This is a genomic window from Niallia sp. FSL R7-0648 (genome assembly GCF_038007005.1).
Classification (GTDB): domain Bacteria; phylum Bacillota; class Bacilli; order Bacillales; family Cytobacillaceae; genus Niallia; species Niallia circulans.
In genome coordinates, this window is sequence record NZ_JBBOWE010000001.1 from 2541139 (window position 1) to 2560032 (window position 18894).

The 18894-nt window shown below is 35.9% G+C and carries 16 protein-coding genes; 1 reads left to right on the forward strand and 15 read right to left on the reverse strand.

What is annotated here, in order from left to right; genetic code table 11:
* Positions 1-170: 170 nt before the first annotated feature.
* The 13 genes from NSQ89_RS12405 to spo0A all read right to left on the reverse strand — a co-directional run bounded on the left by NSQ89_RS12405 (position 171) and on the right by spo0A (position 14239).
* Positions 171-611: a BrxA/BrxB family bacilliredoxin gene (locus NSQ89_RS12405; protein WP_047941106.1), complete on the reverse strand. Its 441-nt coding sequence runs from the start codon at positions 609-611 to the stop codon at positions 171-173.
* A gap of 101 nt (positions 612-712) precedes the next feature.
* Positions 713-1966 (reverse strand): dihydrolipoamide acetyltransferase family protein, encoded by a 1254-nt coding sequence (locus NSQ89_RS12410; protein ID WP_341132680.1) that lies wholly within the window; start codon positions 1964-1966, stop codon positions 713-715.
* A 25-nt stretch (positions 1967-1991) separates the two neighbouring features.
* On the reverse strand, positions 1992-2975 hold the full coding sequence (locus NSQ89_RS12415) for an alpha-ketoacid dehydrogenase subunit beta (protein WP_047941108.1): 984 nt from the start codon (positions 2973-2975) through the stop codon (positions 1992-1994).
* 15 nt (positions 2976-2990) lie between these two features.
* On the reverse strand, positions 2991-3983 hold the full coding sequence (locus tag NSQ89_RS12420) for a thiamine pyrophosphate-dependent dehydrogenase E1 component subunit alpha (RefSeq protein ID WP_047941355.1): 993 nt from the start codon (positions 3981-3983) through the stop codon (positions 2991-2993).
* A gap of 75 nt (positions 3984-4058) precedes the next feature.
* Positions 4059-5483, reverse strand: a complete 1425-nt coding sequence (gene lpdA, locus NSQ89_RS12425) for a dihydrolipoyl dehydrogenase (RefSeq protein WP_047941109.1) — start codon at positions 5481-5483, stop codon at positions 4059-4061.
* Between the two features lie 6 nt (positions 5484-5489).
* Positions 5490-6581, reverse strand: a complete 1092-nt coding sequence (gene buk, locus NSQ89_RS12430; protein ID WP_341132681.1) for a butyrate kinase — start codon at positions 6579-6581, stop codon at positions 5490-5492.
* A 23-nt stretch (positions 6582-6604) separates the two neighbouring features.
* On the reverse strand, positions 6605-8215 hold the full coding sequence (locus tag NSQ89_RS12435; RefSeq protein ID WP_341132682.1) for a sigma 54-interacting transcriptional regulator: 1611 nt from the start codon (positions 8213-8215) through the stop codon (positions 6605-6607).
* Between the two features lie 254 nt (positions 8216-8469).
* Positions 8470-9192 carry a glycerophosphodiester phosphodiesterase gene (locus NSQ89_RS12440; RefSeq protein ID WP_047941112.1) on the reverse strand — a complete coding sequence of 241 codons (723 nt, stop codon included), beginning with the start codon at positions 9190-9192 and terminating at the stop codon, positions 8470-8472.
* Positions 9193-9308: 116 nt separating this feature from the next.
* Complete coding sequence (locus NSQ89_RS12445; protein WP_047941113.1) at positions 9309-9509, reverse strand: cold-shock protein; 201 nt, start codon at positions 9507-9509, stop codon at positions 9309-9311.
* A gap of 328 nt (positions 9510-9837) precedes the next feature.
* On the reverse strand, positions 9838-9969 hold the full coding sequence (locus NSQ89_RS12450; RefSeq protein ID WP_268876669.1) for a hypothetical protein: 132 nt from the start codon (positions 9967-9969) through the stop codon (positions 9838-9840).
* Positions 9970-10239: 270 nt separating this feature from the next.
* Positions 10240-11798 (reverse strand): IS3 family transposase gene (locus tag NSQ89_RS12455; RefSeq protein WP_341132683.1). Its coding sequence is split into 2 segments (ribosomal slippage): positions 10240-11159 and positions 11159-11798, totalling 1560 coding nucleotides; the frame shifts between segments, so codons are not numbered across the junction.
* A gap of 757 nt (positions 11799-12555) precedes the next feature.
* On the reverse strand, positions 12556-12735 hold the full coding sequence (locus tag NSQ89_RS12460; protein WP_095322398.1) for a hypothetical protein: 180 nt from the start codon (positions 12733-12735) through the stop codon (positions 12556-12558).
* A gap of 721 nt (positions 12736-13456) precedes the next feature.
* Positions 13457-14239, reverse strand: coding sequence for a sporulation transcription factor Spo0A (spo0A, locus tag NSQ89_RS12465; RefSeq protein WP_047941117.1), 783 nt, complete (start codon positions 14237-14239; stop codon positions 13457-13459).
* 475 nt (positions 14240-14714) lie between these two features.
* Between spo0A and NSQ89_RS12470 the strand changes: the two genes are divergently transcribed.
* Positions 14715-15629: a 1,4-dihydroxy-2-naphthoate polyprenyltransferase gene (locus NSQ89_RS12470; RefSeq protein WP_047941118.1), complete on the forward strand. Its 915-nt coding sequence runs from the start codon at positions 14715-14717 to the stop codon at positions 15627-15629.
* Between the two features lie 62 nt (positions 15630-15691).
* On the opposite strand, the gene spoIVB is transcribed toward NSQ89_RS12470, so the two are convergent.
* Complete coding sequence (gene spoIVB, locus NSQ89_RS12475; protein WP_341132684.1) at positions 15692-16984, reverse strand: SpoIVB peptidase; 1293 nt, start codon at positions 16982-16984, stop codon at positions 15692-15694.
* A gap of 210 nt (positions 16985-17194) precedes the next feature.
* Positions 17195-18883: a DNA repair protein RecN gene (gene recN / locus NSQ89_RS12480; RefSeq protein WP_061798446.1), complete on the reverse strand. Its 1689-nt coding sequence runs from the start codon at positions 18881-18883 to the stop codon at positions 17195-17197.
* Positions 18884-18894 lie beyond the last annotated feature (11 nt).

Below are 18894 nucleotides of genomic sequence, written 5' to 3' on the forward strand. Positions count from 1 at the left end.
TAAAATTTTCAAACAAAAGGTTGTATTAGATAAATTAGGACGAAAACTTTATCTAATATAGGTTTGAATCTCTTTTTTTCTTGCTGTAAAATCATTTGACAACCTCTATTTCCATAAAAAAAACACCCCTTAAGTCAAATTTCACTTTAACTTTCAGGGTGCATGCAAGCTTATTTTACTTCTGTGCAATATTCTTCAAATGCATTTTGTAGTTTTTCTACCACTTGCATAGGATCATGTCCTTCGATTTCATGGCGTTCTACCATCTTAACTAGTTCGCCGTCTTTCATTAATGCAAAAGACGGAGAGGAAGGAGGAAAACCTGTAAAATAAGAACGTGCTTGTTCTGTTGCTTCTTTATCTTGTCCTGCAAATACAGTTACTAATTGATCTGGTCTTTTTTTATAATGTAAGGAGTAACCTGCAGCTGGTCTTGCAATTCCACCTGCACATCCACATACAGAATTAACCATCACTAAAGTGGTGCCTTTTTTGGATAAAGCTTCATCTACAGCTTCTTTTGTTGTAAGTTCTTCGTAACCAGCCTCTACTATTTCTTGGCGTGCTTGACGGACAACATCATTCATGAATAAATTAAAATCAATGTTCATCGTTTCGCTCCTTTTATGAAATATCTTCTTTTTACATTATTATAAAAAAAGTATTCATTTTCAATTTATTTGTTTGCAAAACTTCTTTATTCATTACACTATTAATAAATTGGCGTTGTTTCCTCTGACGTTGTCTCTAATATTTCCTTGATTCTCTGTAGGAATCTTCCACATACAAGACCATCTAATACACGGTGATCGAGAGACATACATAAATTCACCATATCAGAGATGGCAATCATATTATCTTTAATAACTGGTCTCTTCACAATTGATTCCACTTGAAGAATCGCTGCTTGAGGATGATTGATAATTCCCATTGACTGAATGGAGCCAAATGATCCGGTATTATTGACAGTAAATGTGCCGCCTTGCATTTCATCAACTGTAAGCTTGCCTGTTCTCGCTTTATTTGCAAGTTCTATTATCTCTCTGGCAATTCCTTTTATCGACTTTTCATCCGCATTTTTGATAACTGGGACAAACAGTGCATCTTCTGTTGCAACGGCAATGGAGATATTAATCTCTTTTTTCTGGATAATTTTATCGCCTGCCCAAGTCGAATTAATTTGCGGAAATTCTTTTAATGCACGAGCAACTGCCTTAACAAAGAAAGCAAAGAATGTTAAGTTATAGCCTTCTTCTTTCTTAAAGGAGTCTTTCACTTTATTTCTATATTGAACCAGTTTAGTAACGTCGACTTCAATCATTGTCCAAGCATGAGGAATCTCATGTTTACTCTTTACCATATTGTTAGCAATTGCTTTTCTTAATCCCGTAATTGGAAACTCCTTATCCCCTGCACTTGCTGGCACATTATGTACAATTGTTTCTCGTTGAGGAGTATGATTAACTGTTCCATTAACAGAGCCTTTTACTTCTGTTTGAACTTGGGGAACTCCTTCTTGTATTGCTTTTTGAACATCTTTTCTAGTAATTCTTCCACCTGCACCTGTTCCATCTAAAAGCGTTAAGTCAATTCCCGCTTCTTGAGAAAGACGTAAAACAGCTGGCGAATATCTTGCTTTTTGACTTGAAGCAGCTTCAGTTAGGGGGGCTTCAGTTTTTTCTTTCGATTCTGCTTTTGCTTCTTTCTCTACCTGCGTATTGTCCCCTTCTACTTCAATGGTACAAATTACTTCCCCTACTTCAAGTGTCTGCCCCTCTTCTGCAAGAAGTTCTTTAATGGTTCCCGAAAAAGAAGATGGAATTTCTGCATTTACTTTATCGGTCATTACTTCTGCAAGAGGATCGTATTTATTTACGACATCCCCTACAGCAACAATCCAATTACTAATCGTTCCTTCTGTTACACTTTCACCTAATTTAGGCATTGTTATCTTTTCAATCGGCATTGTTTTTCCCTCCTTGTTGTACGACTTAGAATTCTGCGAGCTTGCGCATTTCTGTTTCGACTTTTTCTGGTGTTACCAAGAAGAATTTTTCCATTGTTGGTGCATATGGCATTGCCGGAACATCTTCAGCCGCTAGACGCATAATTGGTGCATCTAAATCAAATAAACAGTTTTCTGCAATAATTGCTGCAACTTCACTAATAACACTACCTTCTTTGTTATCCTCTGTTACTAGCAGTACCTTGCCTGTCTTAGAAGCGGCTTCAATAATAGCCTCTTTATCGAGTGGATAAACTGTACGCAAATCTAAAATATGTGCAGAAATGCCATCCTCTGCTAACTTTTCAGCAGCCTGCAAGGCAAAATGAACACATAAACCATATGTGATGACTGTTATATCTTCGCCCTCACGCTTTACATCTGCTTTACCAATTGGTAACACATAATCTTCTTCTGGAACAAAACCTTTAATTAATCGATAAGCACGCTTATGTTCAAAGAATAATACCGGATCAGGGTCTTGAATTGCAGCTTTTAACAGCCCTTTAACATCATATGGTGTAGAAGGCATAACAATTTTTAGTCCTGGTGTATTAGCAAACATAGCTTCTACAGATTGAGAATGATAAAGCGCACCATGAATACCGCCGCCATATGGAGCACGAATAACAATTGGACATGTCCAGTCATTGTTAGATCGATATCTTATTTTTGCTGCTTCTGAAACAATTTGATTGACAGCAGGCATTATAAAATCAGCAAATTGCATTTCGGCAATTGGTTTTAAGCCATACATCGCAGCTCCAATTCCTACCCCAGCTATCGCCGACTCCGCTAAAGGCGCATCTATTACCCGCTCTGCTCCAAATTGATCATACAAACCTGTTGTCGCTTTAAAAACTCCACCTTTTACTCCTACATCTTCTCCAAGAATAAATACTTTGTCATCCTTCTCCATTTCTTCACGAATGGCTTGAGTTACTGCATCTATATAGGATATTACTGGCATCTTTCTGTTTCCCCCTTAATTCCCGTATACATATTTCAATGTATCTTCTGGTTGTGCATATGGTGCTTTTTCTGCATAATCCGTTGCTTCATTGATCACATCTGCCAATTTCTTATTTAACTCTTGATCCATTTCTTCTGTTAGTATTCCTGTAGAAAGCAAATACGCTTTAAAAGTGAATAATGGATCTTTTGCTTTAGCCTCTGTGACTTCTTCGCGCGCACGATAGCTGCTGTCGTCATCGTCAGAAGAATGAGGAGTTAAACGATAAGAAATCGTTTCAATTAAAGTCGGCCCTTCGCCTCTTCTTGCTCTATCAACCGCCTCTTTCGTCACTCGATACACTTCAATTGGATCGTTTCCATCTACAGTGTATCCCGGCATGCCATAACCAATTGCACGGTCAGAAACATTTGCACATCCTAATTGCTTTTCAATTGGAACGGAAATCGCATATTTATTATTTTCACAAAGAAAAATAACAGGCAGCTTATGCACACCAGCGAAGTTGGCCCCTTCATGGAAGTCTCCCTGATTAGAAGAACCCTCTCCAAAGCTGACAAAGGTTACGAAATCCTTCTTTTCTATCTTCCCAGCTAAAGCAACTCCCACTGCATGAGGTACTTGAGTCGTTACTGGTGATGAACCTGTAACGATTCTATTTTTCTTCTGACCAAAATGTCCTGGCATTTGTCTTCCGCCTGAGTTAGGGTCTTCTGCTTTCGCAAAGCCTGATAACATAATTTCCTTCGGTGTCATTCCAAAGGTTAATACAACACCCAGATCACGATAATATGGCAGCATATAGTCCTTTTCCCGGTCAAACGCAAAGGCTGCTCCTACCTGGGCTGCTTCCTGGCCTTGACATGAGATAACAAAAGGAATTTTTCCTGCTCTATTTAACAACCACATTCTTTCATCAATTCTTCGTGCGAGGAGCATCTGCTCATACATTTCTAATACTTGATCATCCGTTAATCCCGCCTCTAAATGGCGATTATGAACCATTGTCATACTATTACCTCCTAATTGATTCATGTTTGTTCCCCCTATTTAGCTAGACATTATTTTTTGATTTCTTTATTAACCATGAATGGCTTCCCCTTCAACAGCAAGGGCTGCTTCGCCAATTGCCTCTGTCAGTGTTGGATGGGGATGAATCGTATTCCCAATTTCCCAGGCTGTTGCGTCTAGCACTTTGGCAAGAGCTGCTTCTCCAATAAGATCTGTTGCATGGGCACCTATAATATGCACACCCAATAAATCATCGGTTTCTTGATCAGTAATTATTTTGACAAAACCATCTTGTTCTCCAAAAATAAGCGCTTTTCCAATCGCTTTAAAGGAGAATTTGCCTTTTTTTATCTTATACCCAAGCTCAATTGCTTCTTCTTCTGTGTATCCGACACTGGAAATCTCAGGACTTGTATAAATGCATTTGGAAACTGTTTTATAATCCAGTGGATGTGGTTTTTCACCGGCTATATGCTCCACTGCGATTATCCCTTCATGGGAGGCAACATGTGCGAGCTGTAATCCTCCTATACAATCACCAATTGCGTAAATATGCGATTCTTTCGTTTGATAGTATTCATTTGTTTGAATTTGATTTTGAACAACCGCAATGTCGGTATTTTCAAGACCAATTCCTTCTACATTTCCTATGCGGCCTACAGATACTAGCAGTTTTTCCCCTTCAAATGACTGGGACTCACCATTTTTTTCTGCTTGAATGATTACTTTATCCACATTCTTCTGCAAAGTTTCTGGAAGTACTTTAGCACCTGTTACAATCTGAATTCCCTTTTTCTTGAGGATTCTTTGTAATTCTTTACTAATTTCCTTATCTTCTGTTGGCACCAATCGGTCACTATATTCTAAAATAGTTACTTTCACATCAAAATCAGCAAGCATAGAGGCCCATTCAACCCCTATTACTCCACCTCCAACGATTATAATGGACGAAGGAAGTTTCTCCATTTGCAGCGCTTCCTCTGAACTAATGACAGTCGAACCATCAATCTCTAGACCAGGTAAGCTTTTTGGCCGAGACCCCGTTGCAATGATTACATGTTTCGGAATCAGCATTTCGTTTTCTTCTCCATTATTCATTTCAACCGAAATAGTACCTGGCATGGGGGAAAAAATGGATGGGCCCATTATTCTTCCATTGCCTTCATAAACATCAATTTTTCCTTTTTTCATTAAATACTGAACACCGCTGTAAAGTTGGTTAATAATGGTAGATTTTCTTTCTTGCACCCGATTGAAATCTAATCTTATATCCGAGGTGATAATCCCAAATTCCTCGCTTTTTTTCGCCGTTGCATAAACCTCTGCACTTCTTAATAACGCTTTACTTGGAATACAGCCATTATGTAAACACGTTCCACCTAATTTGCCTTTTTCAACCACCGCTGTCTTTAAACCTAATTGAGAAGCACGAATCGCTGCAACATAACCACCCGTTCCTCCTCCTAAAATGACAAGATCATACTCTTTAGCCATCTATCTTCACTCCTCTCTTTCTCCATATTCTTTTGGTCTCTCTTCCTTACGTAATACTCTTAACACACCTTCTGCCAAAGATTGCCGTTCGTTTTCACCTGGATATATCATTATATCTGCAATCCAATTAACACGTTCCATAATTAATTTTACAAAATGGTTACTAAAGGCTAGTTCACCTGTTAAGATAATGGCATCTACTTTGCCAAAAAGCACGGTGCTCGCACTGCCAATTTCCTTAGCAATTTGATAAGCTAACGCCTCATAAATTAGAATATTGGGATTATCTCGTTTACCAAGCTCTTCCTCTATATCAAAAGAACCTTCAGGCGCTTTACTAAGGTAGGATTTTACTCCAGAATGATACAATAATTGATGCTTCATTTCTTCATATGTAAATTTACCTGAATAGCATAAATCAACTAAATCACCATGAGGCAAAGTACCACACCGCTCCAAACTAAATGGCCCTTCCCCATTTAAGCCATTATTTACATCTATCACTTTTCCATTTGCATGTGCGCCGATTGTAATTCCATCTCCAAGATGGGCAATAATCAAATGTGCTTCTTCATATTTTTTGCCTAACTCCATCGCTGCTCGTCTTCCCGTTGCTTTATGATTGAGTGCATGAAAAACACTTTTTCTTGTAATGCTCGGATATCCAGAAATCTTTGCAATATCGTCCATTTCATCGACAACAACTGGATCAACTATATAGGAAGGAATCTCTAAATGTTCAGCAATTTCATAAGCGATAAGTGCTCCTAAATTGGAAGGGTGTTCTCCTCTTGTTTGGGCAAACAGCTCCTCCTGCATAGTAGCGTTTATCGAATAAGTTCCACCATCAATTGGTTTAAGGAGCCCACCTCTTCCACAAACAGCTGCCAATTTGGAAAGGTTTATTCCTTTATTCACCAAATAAGACAAAATCTCATCTGATCGATACTTATATTGAGCAACAATCGAAGAGAATTCTAGCAATTTATTGTAATCATGATGTAAATCGTCTACAATAATCGGTACTTCATTTTCATATAACGCGATTTCGGTTACTGCTGCCCGTGGGTTTATGACCAATATACGATATTTCCTCATTTTAATAAGCCCCTAAGAAAGAATTAATTTAAATGATACTTATCCAATTTATAGTATAAATTGCGGACTGACAGCCCCAATGTTTTAGCTGTTAGTGTTTTATTTCCATCTAGCTTTCTCAATGTCTGTTCGATTATAACTTTCTCGTATTTCTCTACCAGGTCAGATAATGGTTGATTTTCTATATTAGCATCCTCTTGAAATTCCGCTTGTTGTTTTTTTATTACTTGCGGAAGCGCGAGATGCTCTACTTTAAGCACGGAATCTTCTTCCCTAGCTTGTATCACCGAAAGCTGGAGGATTGCCTTTAATTCAAGGATATTCCTTGTATAACCATAATTTTTCAACGCTTTTTGTGCTTCTGGTTCAATCTCTGTTATCCATCTTCCGTTTTCTTTGTTCAACTCGATAAGAAAATGTTTCGCTAACAGATAAATATCCTCTTTGCGTTCCCTTAAAGGTGGTAAGTATATATTTGATTTCATTAATTCATCATAAAGTTCTTCTAAAAAGTCCCCTGCCATTAATGCTTTTTCTAGCTTAATAGGGGAGGAAACAATCAAGCGGAAGGATGGCTTCTTCTCTTCCTGTGCTAATTCCTTCAGTCTATTTAATAGAGAGGTTTGTTCTGCCATCGATAAACAGGTAATATTTTCAAGATATACGGTTCCTTTTGATAAAGAATTCATTGAACTTAAAAATGCTCGTAATTGTTCTCGATTCTTCTGCGGATAAATCCGTTTAAATAGATGAAACTTATTTTCGCTCCAATTATGAATGGCATTAGCAAGCATAAATTTACCAGTTCCCTCTTCTCCGCGGATAAATATAACCTGTTTACTCCCTGCCGCCAACTTTGCCTGTTCAATAGCGAAGTTCATGGATGGAGACTGATATATAAAATCATCAAACTGAAAGCTCTGTTCTAATCCTCGGATAATGGCTTTTGTCTGTTGAAGTTCTTTTTTTAATTGAGCCGTTTCTGTTTCATTATGAAGAATCTGCAAACAGCCCTTTAATTTCCCATCCACCATAATAGGTGTACTTTTTACCGTTAAACATAAGGTGTCTGTCTGAATGGTTATTTCTGCATCTCTTCTTGTTTGAATGACTTCTTCTCTATTTTTTCTCATTAATTGATGGTTTTTTTGCTGATCAAGGAGAACAGCCAATTCTTTATATGACGAATTTTGCATAACAATATGGCCAAATTCATCTACTACAAGATAGGCTTCTGCACTTTTTTGCAAAAGCAATGTTAACAGCATTTGAAGGTTATCTTTATCAATCCATTGTCTTTTTTGGCTTTCTTCTTGTAAAACCGCTACAGCACCAATTACATTATTATCTTTTCCTATTAGCGGATAACGGGAAATAAGAAGATAATCCGCTTCAGAAATAGCAAACTTTTTCTGCTCTTCTATTCTTTTCGTATGTAATACTCTCATCATCCCACTGTTAGGGATAACGGATAAAATATGCTGATCTATTTGAAGCGGATATTGGTTCTGCATCAAACTTTGCGCACTTTTATTGAAATAAGAGATAACGCCGCGATCATCTATTATAATTATGCCTTCCTTTATTTCATCAAAAAGCGTATAAGAGGTTGACTGTATCATTCGATCAATCATTCGCACACTTCCCATCTGTCTATCCGTGCAATATATTTCATATCTATACTATACCTACTCCCTAAAAAATATGCAATTTTTTTCCCATTTTCTTTTATTTCTGAAAAGTAAAAAGGTTATGTCTGTATTAACATTTTGAGATCGCTAACATGTTAAGGAGAAGTATTCAAATAGTTGCTTAAGAATTCTTTTTTCGCAAAAAAGGTTTTCCACCTCTTCTCTAAACTAGAGATTACAGCAGAAAACCCATTATATTATGATTGTGTCAGGACAGTTCGTGCAATAATTGGCTCATCTGTAATAATGGCAGATATTCCAGCATCCATTAATGCTTGCATTGTTTTCGGATTATTTACTGTATATGCCCTAACTTTAATATTATTTTCTTCTGAAGATTTTATTATCTCTCGATTTATCCGTTTATAATTAGGGTGAAATCCTTTGGCATTTATAGCATTGGCATAAATCCAAGGCTGATAAATTCCATCAGACAATAAAGGAGCTGTTTCAATTTCTGGAGCGATGCGATAAGTATGTACGAGACTATAATGATTAAAGGAGGAGAAAATAATTCTTTTTTCAAAACCGTATTTGCGGATGAGAGCAATTGTTTTCTCTTCCATTCCTTCATAAGCAATCTTGTTATTCTTCATTTCAATATTGCAGATTATGTCATTATCTTGCATCCAATCAAACAATTCGATTAATGTGGGAATAGGCTCATTCTCGACTTGCTTAAATCGATGTCCTGCATTAAATGATCTTAACTCTTTATAATTGAATGCTTGCACATAGCCAGAAGCATTCGTTGTTCGATCTACCTTTTCATCATGGATGATGACTATTTCCCCATCCTTAGACATTTGAATATCAATTTCAATCCCATCAGCCTCTGCCTTTTCTGCCTCGATAAAAGCCATCATTGTATTCTCTGGATAATGTGCCGAAAAACCTCGGTGTGCAAATATTTTCGTCATAACAAATCACTTCCTTATGTAGAACTTCATTATATATGGCCATTTATGTAATGTTTTTGGTCAGATGAAAAAAACAGGCCCTAACCTAAGTCAGAGCCTGTATTACTTTTGTTAAATTAGTTTTTTACTACGTTAGCAGCTTGAGGTCCGCGTTGACCTTCTTCTATGTCAAAACTTACTTCTTGACCTTCGTCTAAAGTTTTGAAACCTTCAGTTTGAATAGCGCTGAAATGTACGAATACATCTTGTCCTTCTTCTGTTTCGATGAATCCAAAACCTTTTTCTGCGTTAAACCATTTTACTTTACCTGTAGCCATTTCTTGTTTCCTCCTATGTGCTTTATGCACAAATGTATTACTATCCTTGCTCGTAGTAAAAAATAAAGAAATATGTATTTCTCAACTATTTTCTAAAGAACAAAAATAAGTCTCCTTAATAGTAACAGGTTAATCTGCAGAAAGCAAATCTTTGAACGATTATTTTTCAATTTTTTAAAATAAATTCCTTATTTTGGATTACTCAGTTAAATAATCGCGGTAATATAACTCAACAAAGACTAGTTTAGCTAACAATAACGGAATATTAATAGATGTGCCTACCCTACTAATTAACTTACTTCCATGGACTTTTTTTGTCTGTAAGTTTTCATCCACCAATGTTGGGGAGTGAGATTTCTCCTTTAATGCGAAACTGATTTCGTATTTCTACTTTTGGATGAGTAGTATTTTTCTTTCTTATAAATTCCTTCATGAAATCATTAAAAGCGATTGTCTCCATTATAATCTCTCCTTTAAAGTAACCCCGATTCAAAATGGAATCCGGCTGATTTCTAATAGTTACTTTTATAATTATAAGTTGACATCTTCTTTTGTTAAGTTTCCATATTAACATTTAAAACACACTTTATCCTTAGTATTTTTTACGTTATTTTCAAAATAAAAGAGGGTCAGACATAAGTATTTCAACCCAATATAACCCCGAACAATTACACGTACATATTAGTGAACTGCCCCCTGTCAAGTAGACAGTGGAAATAATAAAAAAGATCTAAGCGGCTTTAACTCTATATTCCATAGGGCTAAGGCCGTTTAATCGTTTTTGATATCTATTGTTATTATAAAATTGGATATAGTCATCTATCGCAAGAGAAAGTTCCTCAAAGGTCTTATATTTGTGTAAATAATACTTTTCGCATTTCAGTGTCCCCCAAAAAGACTCCATTGGACCATTATCAATACACTTTCCAACTCGTGACATACTGTGTGTTATCTCTGCCTTGTCTACTTTAATCTTAAAACCTTTTGAAGTATACTGATACCCTCGATCACTATGGATAATTGGATGTTCTTCCTCCAATAAAAGTACGGTTGCTTGATCAAGCGTTTGGAATACAAGTTCATTATTATTCGAATGTCCTAAAACATAGCTAACAATGGATCCATCATAAAGATCTCGAATGGCACTTAAATATGCCTTCTTTGATGAACCATACTTAAATTCTGTCACATCCGTCACCCACTTTTCATTTGGTTTTGTTGCGGTAAATTCCCGATTTAAGATATTCTCTGCCACTTGTTGGGGAACGGAGCGTTTATAACGTTTTTTCTTGATACGAATGATCGAGCGTAAGCCAACCACTTTCATTAGTCGATAAATTCTTTTATGATTCAATCTTTCTTTAAACTGTCTATTCATGTGAAGGGTCATTTGGCGATAACCGAAGATGCCCTCCACTTTTTCATGGAGAATTTTCATCTCTTTCATGATTTTCTCATTCAATATCTCTTGAGAAGAAGGAACGCGATGAAGCCACTTATAATAGGCGGATCGTGCAATTCCCGCTATTTCACTCAGTAAACGAATGCTTATATTCTCTTCCTGATGGATCTCTTGAATAGCGATATACTTATCCTCCGATTGGATTTGACTTATTTTTGCCTCCTTTCGATCTCCTCTAACTTTTTTAAAAATAAGTTTTCTGCACGTAATCGCTCATTTTCTCTTTCTAACTTCTTCATTTGAAGAGTCATTTTCTCCTCTGGAGTTAGCTCGGATTCCTCTTTCGTAGAACCACGCCTATCTTTCAATGCATCTACTCCGCCATCTTCATACTTCTTAACCCATTGATAGATTTGTTGATAAGAAACCTGATGAGTATTAGCTGCTTCTTGATAGTCTTTTTTGTTCCCTAAACAATCTAGCACAATTTGTATTCGTTCTTCCCAAGTCGTTTTTCTTCCCTTAGTCATAGAGCTCGTCCTTCCTTGTGACGTATCTTTTATTTCACTATGACTATTATACTTCTTAATCCACCTTCTAAGGACAGATGGATCTGATATTTCATACATTCTCGTAATTTCACGAATCGAGTAATTTCCAGAGGCATAATCTTGAATAGCGGATAACTTTAGTTCTTTAGAATACTTTTTCCAGGAAGAAGTCTCTTTTAGTCCTTCTAAACCGAATGTATCAAATTTATATTTCCATTCCAAAACGGTAGAAAAGTGAACCTTATAAATCGATGAAACTTGGAGTGACGAATTTACTTCCCCTAAAGCTTTCACTATTTGATATTTCTCTTCTACAGAATAAGATTTTCTAGGCATAAAAATACTCCCCTACAAGTAACCAGATTTTTATTTTTTAATCTGTCTACCTATAGGGGAGCATATCAATTGTTCGGGGTTTTTATGTATTTTAAGAAAAAAGGTTTGTGGTAATCATCCGCAGACTGAATACACTTCGCTTTCCATAGGGCGAGCGCCAAGCCTCCTCGTTCCTGCGGGGTCTTGGACATTCTCGCAGCTCCCATAGGAGTCTACGTATATTCAGTCTGCTCTGTTTTTTCATAGTAATTTTAGTTTGCTTAAAAACTAAATAAGCTTTAAAAAAGGAGTGAAATAGAACGGAGGATACTCCACTCCTGCGGGAAGCAGAGCAAAGCCTAAGACCCCACAGGCTTTAACCGAGGAGACTTAGGTTTCTCCCCCGCGCATCGTGTGTCTGTAGTGTAAAGGAACGAATTGGTTTCACCACTGAATTAGAGATTATTCGTCTTTATCCAATATATATTTTGTTTTGTCCCACCCTCTTTTTATGAAAATTAACTATCTTTATAGAATTTAAAGAATAATAATTTGGTTCCTTCACTAAGATTCATTCTCTTTTTTAGTCCACTTTTTAATAATTCCATGATATACACTTAGGAAAAAGTAGTAAATGCAAAGAATAATTGCTACTTTAGATGGAGTACTATGATATGGTCTATCATCAAACATCCCATATAGTAAACAAAAGAATAAACAAAATTCTTTATAAACATACTAATCTCCTCAGCCCCTTTATTTCAAATGTGATATTTAGCTATACATTGCGTGTGAAATATACTAGAGTAACAGCCATTGATAGCGCATTATTTTTAACACCCATTTTTAATATTCTTTTAGCTATCTTTTTATAATTTCCATCCTTAGCATATTGAACCAAAGTTGTATTAGCTGCAATTGATAAAGTATCCCTATAATTATCCTTTATTTTTTTCAAATACAACCATCAATTTTATCTCGCTTATTTTGACTTGGATACCAAGAAAGAGTTCTACTAATTGAAAACGTACTAATTAAATCTGAAGATTTTGTAACTTCTTCATTAGATATATCTAAACTCTCTTTCTTTAGTTGCTCAATATTTCAGCCATTCCAAATGTCTCATCATACTTTTCAAAATTAATATGTGAAACATAGGAAAAATACTCCAAATCTTTTCACTTTCATATACATTCTGAACTATCCTAATTGAATATATTACTACTATATAATAAATTGGGGTTTTTTAGGAATTAATACATCTCTCTTTAACAACCACTGTATACTTACCACATCTTGTAAAAACTTAATGTAATTTCTAATATGACTTGATTTGGCCTTACTTGCATCATCAATCTTAAACTCGTTTTATAAGTACATTGCGAAGAGTTAAAGTGTTTGTTCTTAACTTGCGAGGTTTTTCTTGGATAAATGTTTAGAATCGCAATACAACATAAAAGAATCGATTTGATAGTCCATTTCGCTCATACTCAAAAGAAAAAGCACCTCCTAAATTATCGAGTTTAATACAAACTCAATAAACTAAGAGATGCTTTTATAAATTGCTATTTAAAATATTGTTAGTTGGTCAGTATAGTTATCGGCTACATCACTTGTGACAAGTTGTAAACAATTTACCGTTTCTCTAAAACCCTCTCCTACCAACAGCCCTAACCCTCTCAAGAAGCCTTATGTTCCAGCCTTAATTTATCTGCCACAATCGCGATAAATTCTGAGTTAGTCGGCTTTGCTTTGGACATGCTGACAGTGTAGCCGAATAGGGATGAGATGGAGTCGATGTTGCCTCTGCTCCATGCCACTTCAATAGCATGACGGATTGCCCGCTCGACTCGGCTTGCTGTTGTATTAAATTTCTTTGCGATATCTGGATACAATACTTTTGTAATGGATCCTAATAATTCGATATCATTATAAACCATGGAAATGGCTTCGCGTAAATAGAGGTATCCTTTAATATGGGCAGGAACTCCAATCTCGTGAATAATACTTGTAATGCTTGCGTCCAAATTCTTCGTTTTTGGTTCTTGTGTTTTGAAAGAAGAAGAAGATTTTCTGACAAATCCGGTTGTTTTGCCACTTACTTGGCGAATATGGCTTGCTAAATACTCCATATCAAACGGTTTTAAAATAAAATAAGAGGCACCTAATTCAACCGCTTTTTTTGTAACATCTTCTTGACCAAAGGCAGTTAACATAATCACGTTAGGCATAGGTTTATTCATTTGGCGCATTCTTTCTAATACGGCTAAACCATCTAAATGAGGCATGATAATGTCTAGCACCATCACATCTGGTTCAAGCTGCTCCACTAGTTCTAAACACTCCTGGCCGTTATGCGCTACACCAATTACTTCCATGTCGTCCTGAGCATCTATATACTCTTCCAATAATCCTACCAGTTCACGATTGTCATCAACAATGCATACTTTTATTTTCTTCAACGATTGTTTCCTCCCTCAATCCAAATGTCTCTAATTTTATCTATATTTTTATTCTAAAGGACATTTTCGACAAAGCAACCAAAAATCCTTTGATTTTATAAAAAAAACTTAAAAAATAGGAAAAACCCTATTATTTCTCTCATTTTCTCACGTTTTCGACTGATTTCGATACATTTCATATTTTTGTCGAAAAATCTTTATGGCTATATTATACACAACACTAGCCTATAGCAAAAGCAATCAAGTTACTTATCTTCCATATAGCCAAACACTTCTTTATTTGGAAGAAAAAATTATGACTTTTTTATGAATATTTTCTTGTTGGGATACAACTTTATACGGTATTATTAAAGTTGGACAAAAAAACGTCTAGTTTTTTTGTTTTTACCTTTATCTGCATAAAAAAGATAAAGGTTGCACAAATTTATTAAGTATTTGTGTTTTCATTTTCCCAAAGTATAGAAAGGATTTTTTTATGGAGAACGTCACTAAGGAAAACAACACTTATAAAATACTATGGAAGCTAACGAGACCGCATACGTTAACAGCTTCTTTTGTACCAGTTTCCATTGGTACGGTATTATCTTTCCCTCATGCCTCAACAAACTGGGGTTTATTTTTTGCCATGATGTTTGCTTGTTTGATTATTCAAATCGCAACCAACTTATTTAATGAGTACTATGATTATGTAAGAGGAATTGATACTGCTGATTCAGTAGGAATAGGTGGAGCAATTGTTCATCATGGGATGAAGCCAAAATTAGTTTTAAATATGGCGATCAGCCTATATATACTTGCACTACTTTTAGGTATTTATATTTGTTCTAATACTTCTTGGTGGATTGCATTAGTCGGCTTACTCGGTATGGCGATTGGCTATTTATATACAGGAGGCCCGCTTCCAATAGCTTATACACCTTTTGGAGAAGTGTTTTCTGGTATATGTATGGGATGTATCTTCATCCTTATCTCTTTCTTTATCCAAACAGGTCACATTAGCCAAGAAAGCATCCTTATTTCTGTTCCAATCGCTATTCTTATTGGTGCGATTAATTTATCGAATAACATTAGAGATATTGAAGAGGATACATTAGGCGGCAGAAAAACGATTGCTATACTTATCGGCTTTAACAAAGCGGTTAACCTACTTGCGGCATTATTTATCTTATCCTACCTCTGGATTATTATTTTCGTTGCTCTCGGTTTCTTTAGTCCTTGGTTATTAATCGTACTGCTTAGTTTCAAAAAACCATTAGATGCCATTAAGGGCTTCAAAGGAGATCGAAGCCAAACACCGATTGCCATGAAAAACACTGGTTTAACAAACACCATGTTTGGATTGTTTATCACAGTTGGTTATTTGTTAGATTTTATCATGCAAAATATGTAGTAGTATAATGTCTCATGTAAAAGGATTGTCGATTCATCCTTTTACATGAGACATTTTAATTTTTATGAAGCTTTTTGCCCTTTTTCATATATATCGATTCCTGCCTCATTTAACATCCATTCAATGTGAACTCCATATCCGCTTGTCGGATCATTTACAAATACATGGGTTACAGCACCAATGACCTTACCATCTTGAATAATTGGACTTCCGCTCATTCCTTGAACGATACCGCCTGTTTTGCTTAATAATTCTTTATCTGTCACTTTGATGACTAGCCCTTTTGTTGCAGGATACTTTTGAGGTACAGAGCTTACTACTTCTATATCAAATCGCTTCACCTGATCATTATCCACAACCGTTAAAATTTGCGCTGGTCCTTCTTTCACTTGGTCTGATAACGTAATCGGCATCGGCTTATCCATTATTCCATTTTTAATTTGTTTATTTAATACACCAAATATTCCAAAAGGACTATTTGTTTTGATATCCCCGATTATTTCTTTATCTTCTGAAAATCTCGCTAATTTTTCACCAGGATTTCCGTTACTTCCTTTTTCAATACTTGTTACAGTAGATCTTAGTACTTCTCCATCATCCACAACGATTGGTTTTTTTGTATCCATATCTGAGATTACATGTCCTAAAGCTCCATATTTCATGGAATCTGGGTGATAGAAAGTCATTGTTCCAATCCCAGCTGCTGAATCCCTTATATAAAGCCCTAATTTAAATATGTTATCCCCTTTTTCCTTTAAGGGCATTAACTTTGTTTTAAACTCCTCTTTCTCTCTTTTTACAACCAACTCTAAAGGTTTGTTTCCTTCGCCTGCTTTTTGAACAAAAGGTGCTACATCTGCCATTTTTTCTATTTTCATTCCATTTATTTCGACTATCATATCGCCAACTTTTATCCCGGCCTTTTCACCAGGTGATTGCTTTCCTTCTTCTGTATTTACCTGATGGTGCCCAACCACCAGTACGCCAACAGTATTTAGTTTCACCCCAATGGACTGACCACCGGGAATTACTTTAAAGTCTTTAAGAACATTCACATCCACTTTTTTTATTGGAAAACCTGCAAGTTCAAGCATCATCTCATCTTTCCCACTAACTTTTCCTTGCAAGGAAAATTTCCCTTTTTCTTGACTTAATGCAACAACCGAATCTTCGTCTGCCACATTTGCTGTCACAGAAATCGCCTCACTATTGTTGATCTCCATTGATTGTCCTTCAAACAATGTAATGCTTTTTGGGATATGAAGATATTCTTGAAATGATTGATTACATACTAAAGATATTAATGAAACAAGGAGAATCCCACCAATTATTTTTCTAAGGATATCACTTTTCAATTCACTTCACTCTCCTCGCTTCTTTTCACCACTACTTCTCCGGCTACATTTATAAGTTTGCCTGTAACAGCATCATTTATAACTGTTAAAAATTTTAAATACCTACCCATAATGGATAATCCTTGCAATTAGTTTCCCACGCACCATTAAATAGACAACTCTTCATAAGAATAAAATAAACCTCTGCACATATACAGAGGTTTTACGTGTCTATATTTTATTCTTAGCTTTTTGCGCTAATTTTAACAGTTCTTTTGCATGTTTTTTTGTTAATTCCGTAATTTCCGCTCCTGAAATCATTCGTCCGATCTCTTTTACCTTATCTTGCTGCACTAATGGTGTGACAGACGTAGATGTGCGGCCATCCTCAATTTTTTTTGCGATAAATAAATGGGTATCTGCCATTGCTGCCACCTGCGGCAGATGGGAAATACAGAGCACTTGAGAATCAACCGACACATGGTGGATTTTTTCAGCGATTGCTTGTGCTACTCTTCCACTCACCCCAGTATCTACCTCATCAAATATGATGGATGTCACCCCTTGATGCTTAGAGAAAATGCTTTTTAAAGCAAGCATCATTCTGGAAAGCTCTCCACCGGACACAATTTTGGATAGTGGTTTTAACGGTTCTCCAGGATTTGTAGAAATGTAAAATTCCACTTCATCTATCCCTTTTTTCGTAACATTGTTCTCATCAGCATGAATTCTTACTTCAAAAACAGTCTTTTCCATGTAGAGTTCTTTTAATTCTTGATGAATACTATCTGTCAGACGAAGAGCTGCTCTCTTTCTTAAGGCAGTCAATTCCTTTGCTTCCACTAAAAGATCTTTTTTAAGAGAAGCTAACTCCTTTTCCAATAAATCGATATGGGTTTCTTTATTTTGTAATGTTTCTAATTCTTCCTCTATTTTTGCAGCATACTCTAGGATCTCTGCTACTGTTTTTCCATATTTGCGTTTTAAGGTATTGATTTCATTTAGTCTTGTTTCAATCTCATTTAACCTTTCGGGGTCATATTCTAGGTAATCTAAAGCACTTCTCATCTGTCTTGCAATATCCTCTAAAATATAATAGCTATTGGAGACAGACTCAGCCATATCCTTGTATTCAGTGTCTAAGCTTGCAGCTTCCTCCATATTCCCCATGACCTCACCAAGCCAATCCAGCCCTTTTTGTTCTCCCCTAAGAGCAGTATAGCCTGTTTGTATGCTATCATAAATTTTCTCGAAATTGCTTAATTTCTTCCTTTCTTCTAACAGCTCATCATCTTCATTAATTTTCAAATGAGCACTTTCAATTTCATTAAACTGAAATTGTAATAAATCAAGTCTTTGAGCCATTTGCTGTTCATTTTCTGTTAAATTCATTAGTTTCTTTTGAGTTTGAGTATAAGAGCGATAAATTTCTTCATATTCTTCTAAAACAGGAGCTAATTCTCCCATTGCAAAAGTATCCAGCAACTGTAAGTGCTTCGTTTCATCCATTAATTCTTGATGTTCATGCTGACCATGAATATCAATTAAAGTGGAACCTATTTCTCTTAATACAGCGATTGTGATAAGCTTGCCATTTATCCGGCAGACACTCTTACCAGATAAAGCTATATCTCTTCTTAATACAATAGCACCCTCATCTATATCGATACCAAACTCATTCATTTTTTGAAAACAAGGATGACCGTCTTCTATATAAAATAGCCCTTCTATTTCTGCTTTTTCTTCTCCATGGCGAACAAATTCCGCCGAACCGCGTCCTCCAACTAATAAATTGATCGCATCAATAATGATAGACTTTCCTGCACCTGTTTCACCAGTTAATACGGTCAGTCCCTTTTTAAATGATATGGATAGACTTTCAATGATTGCAAAATTTTTAATCGATAATTCACTTAGCAATTAATGTCCCC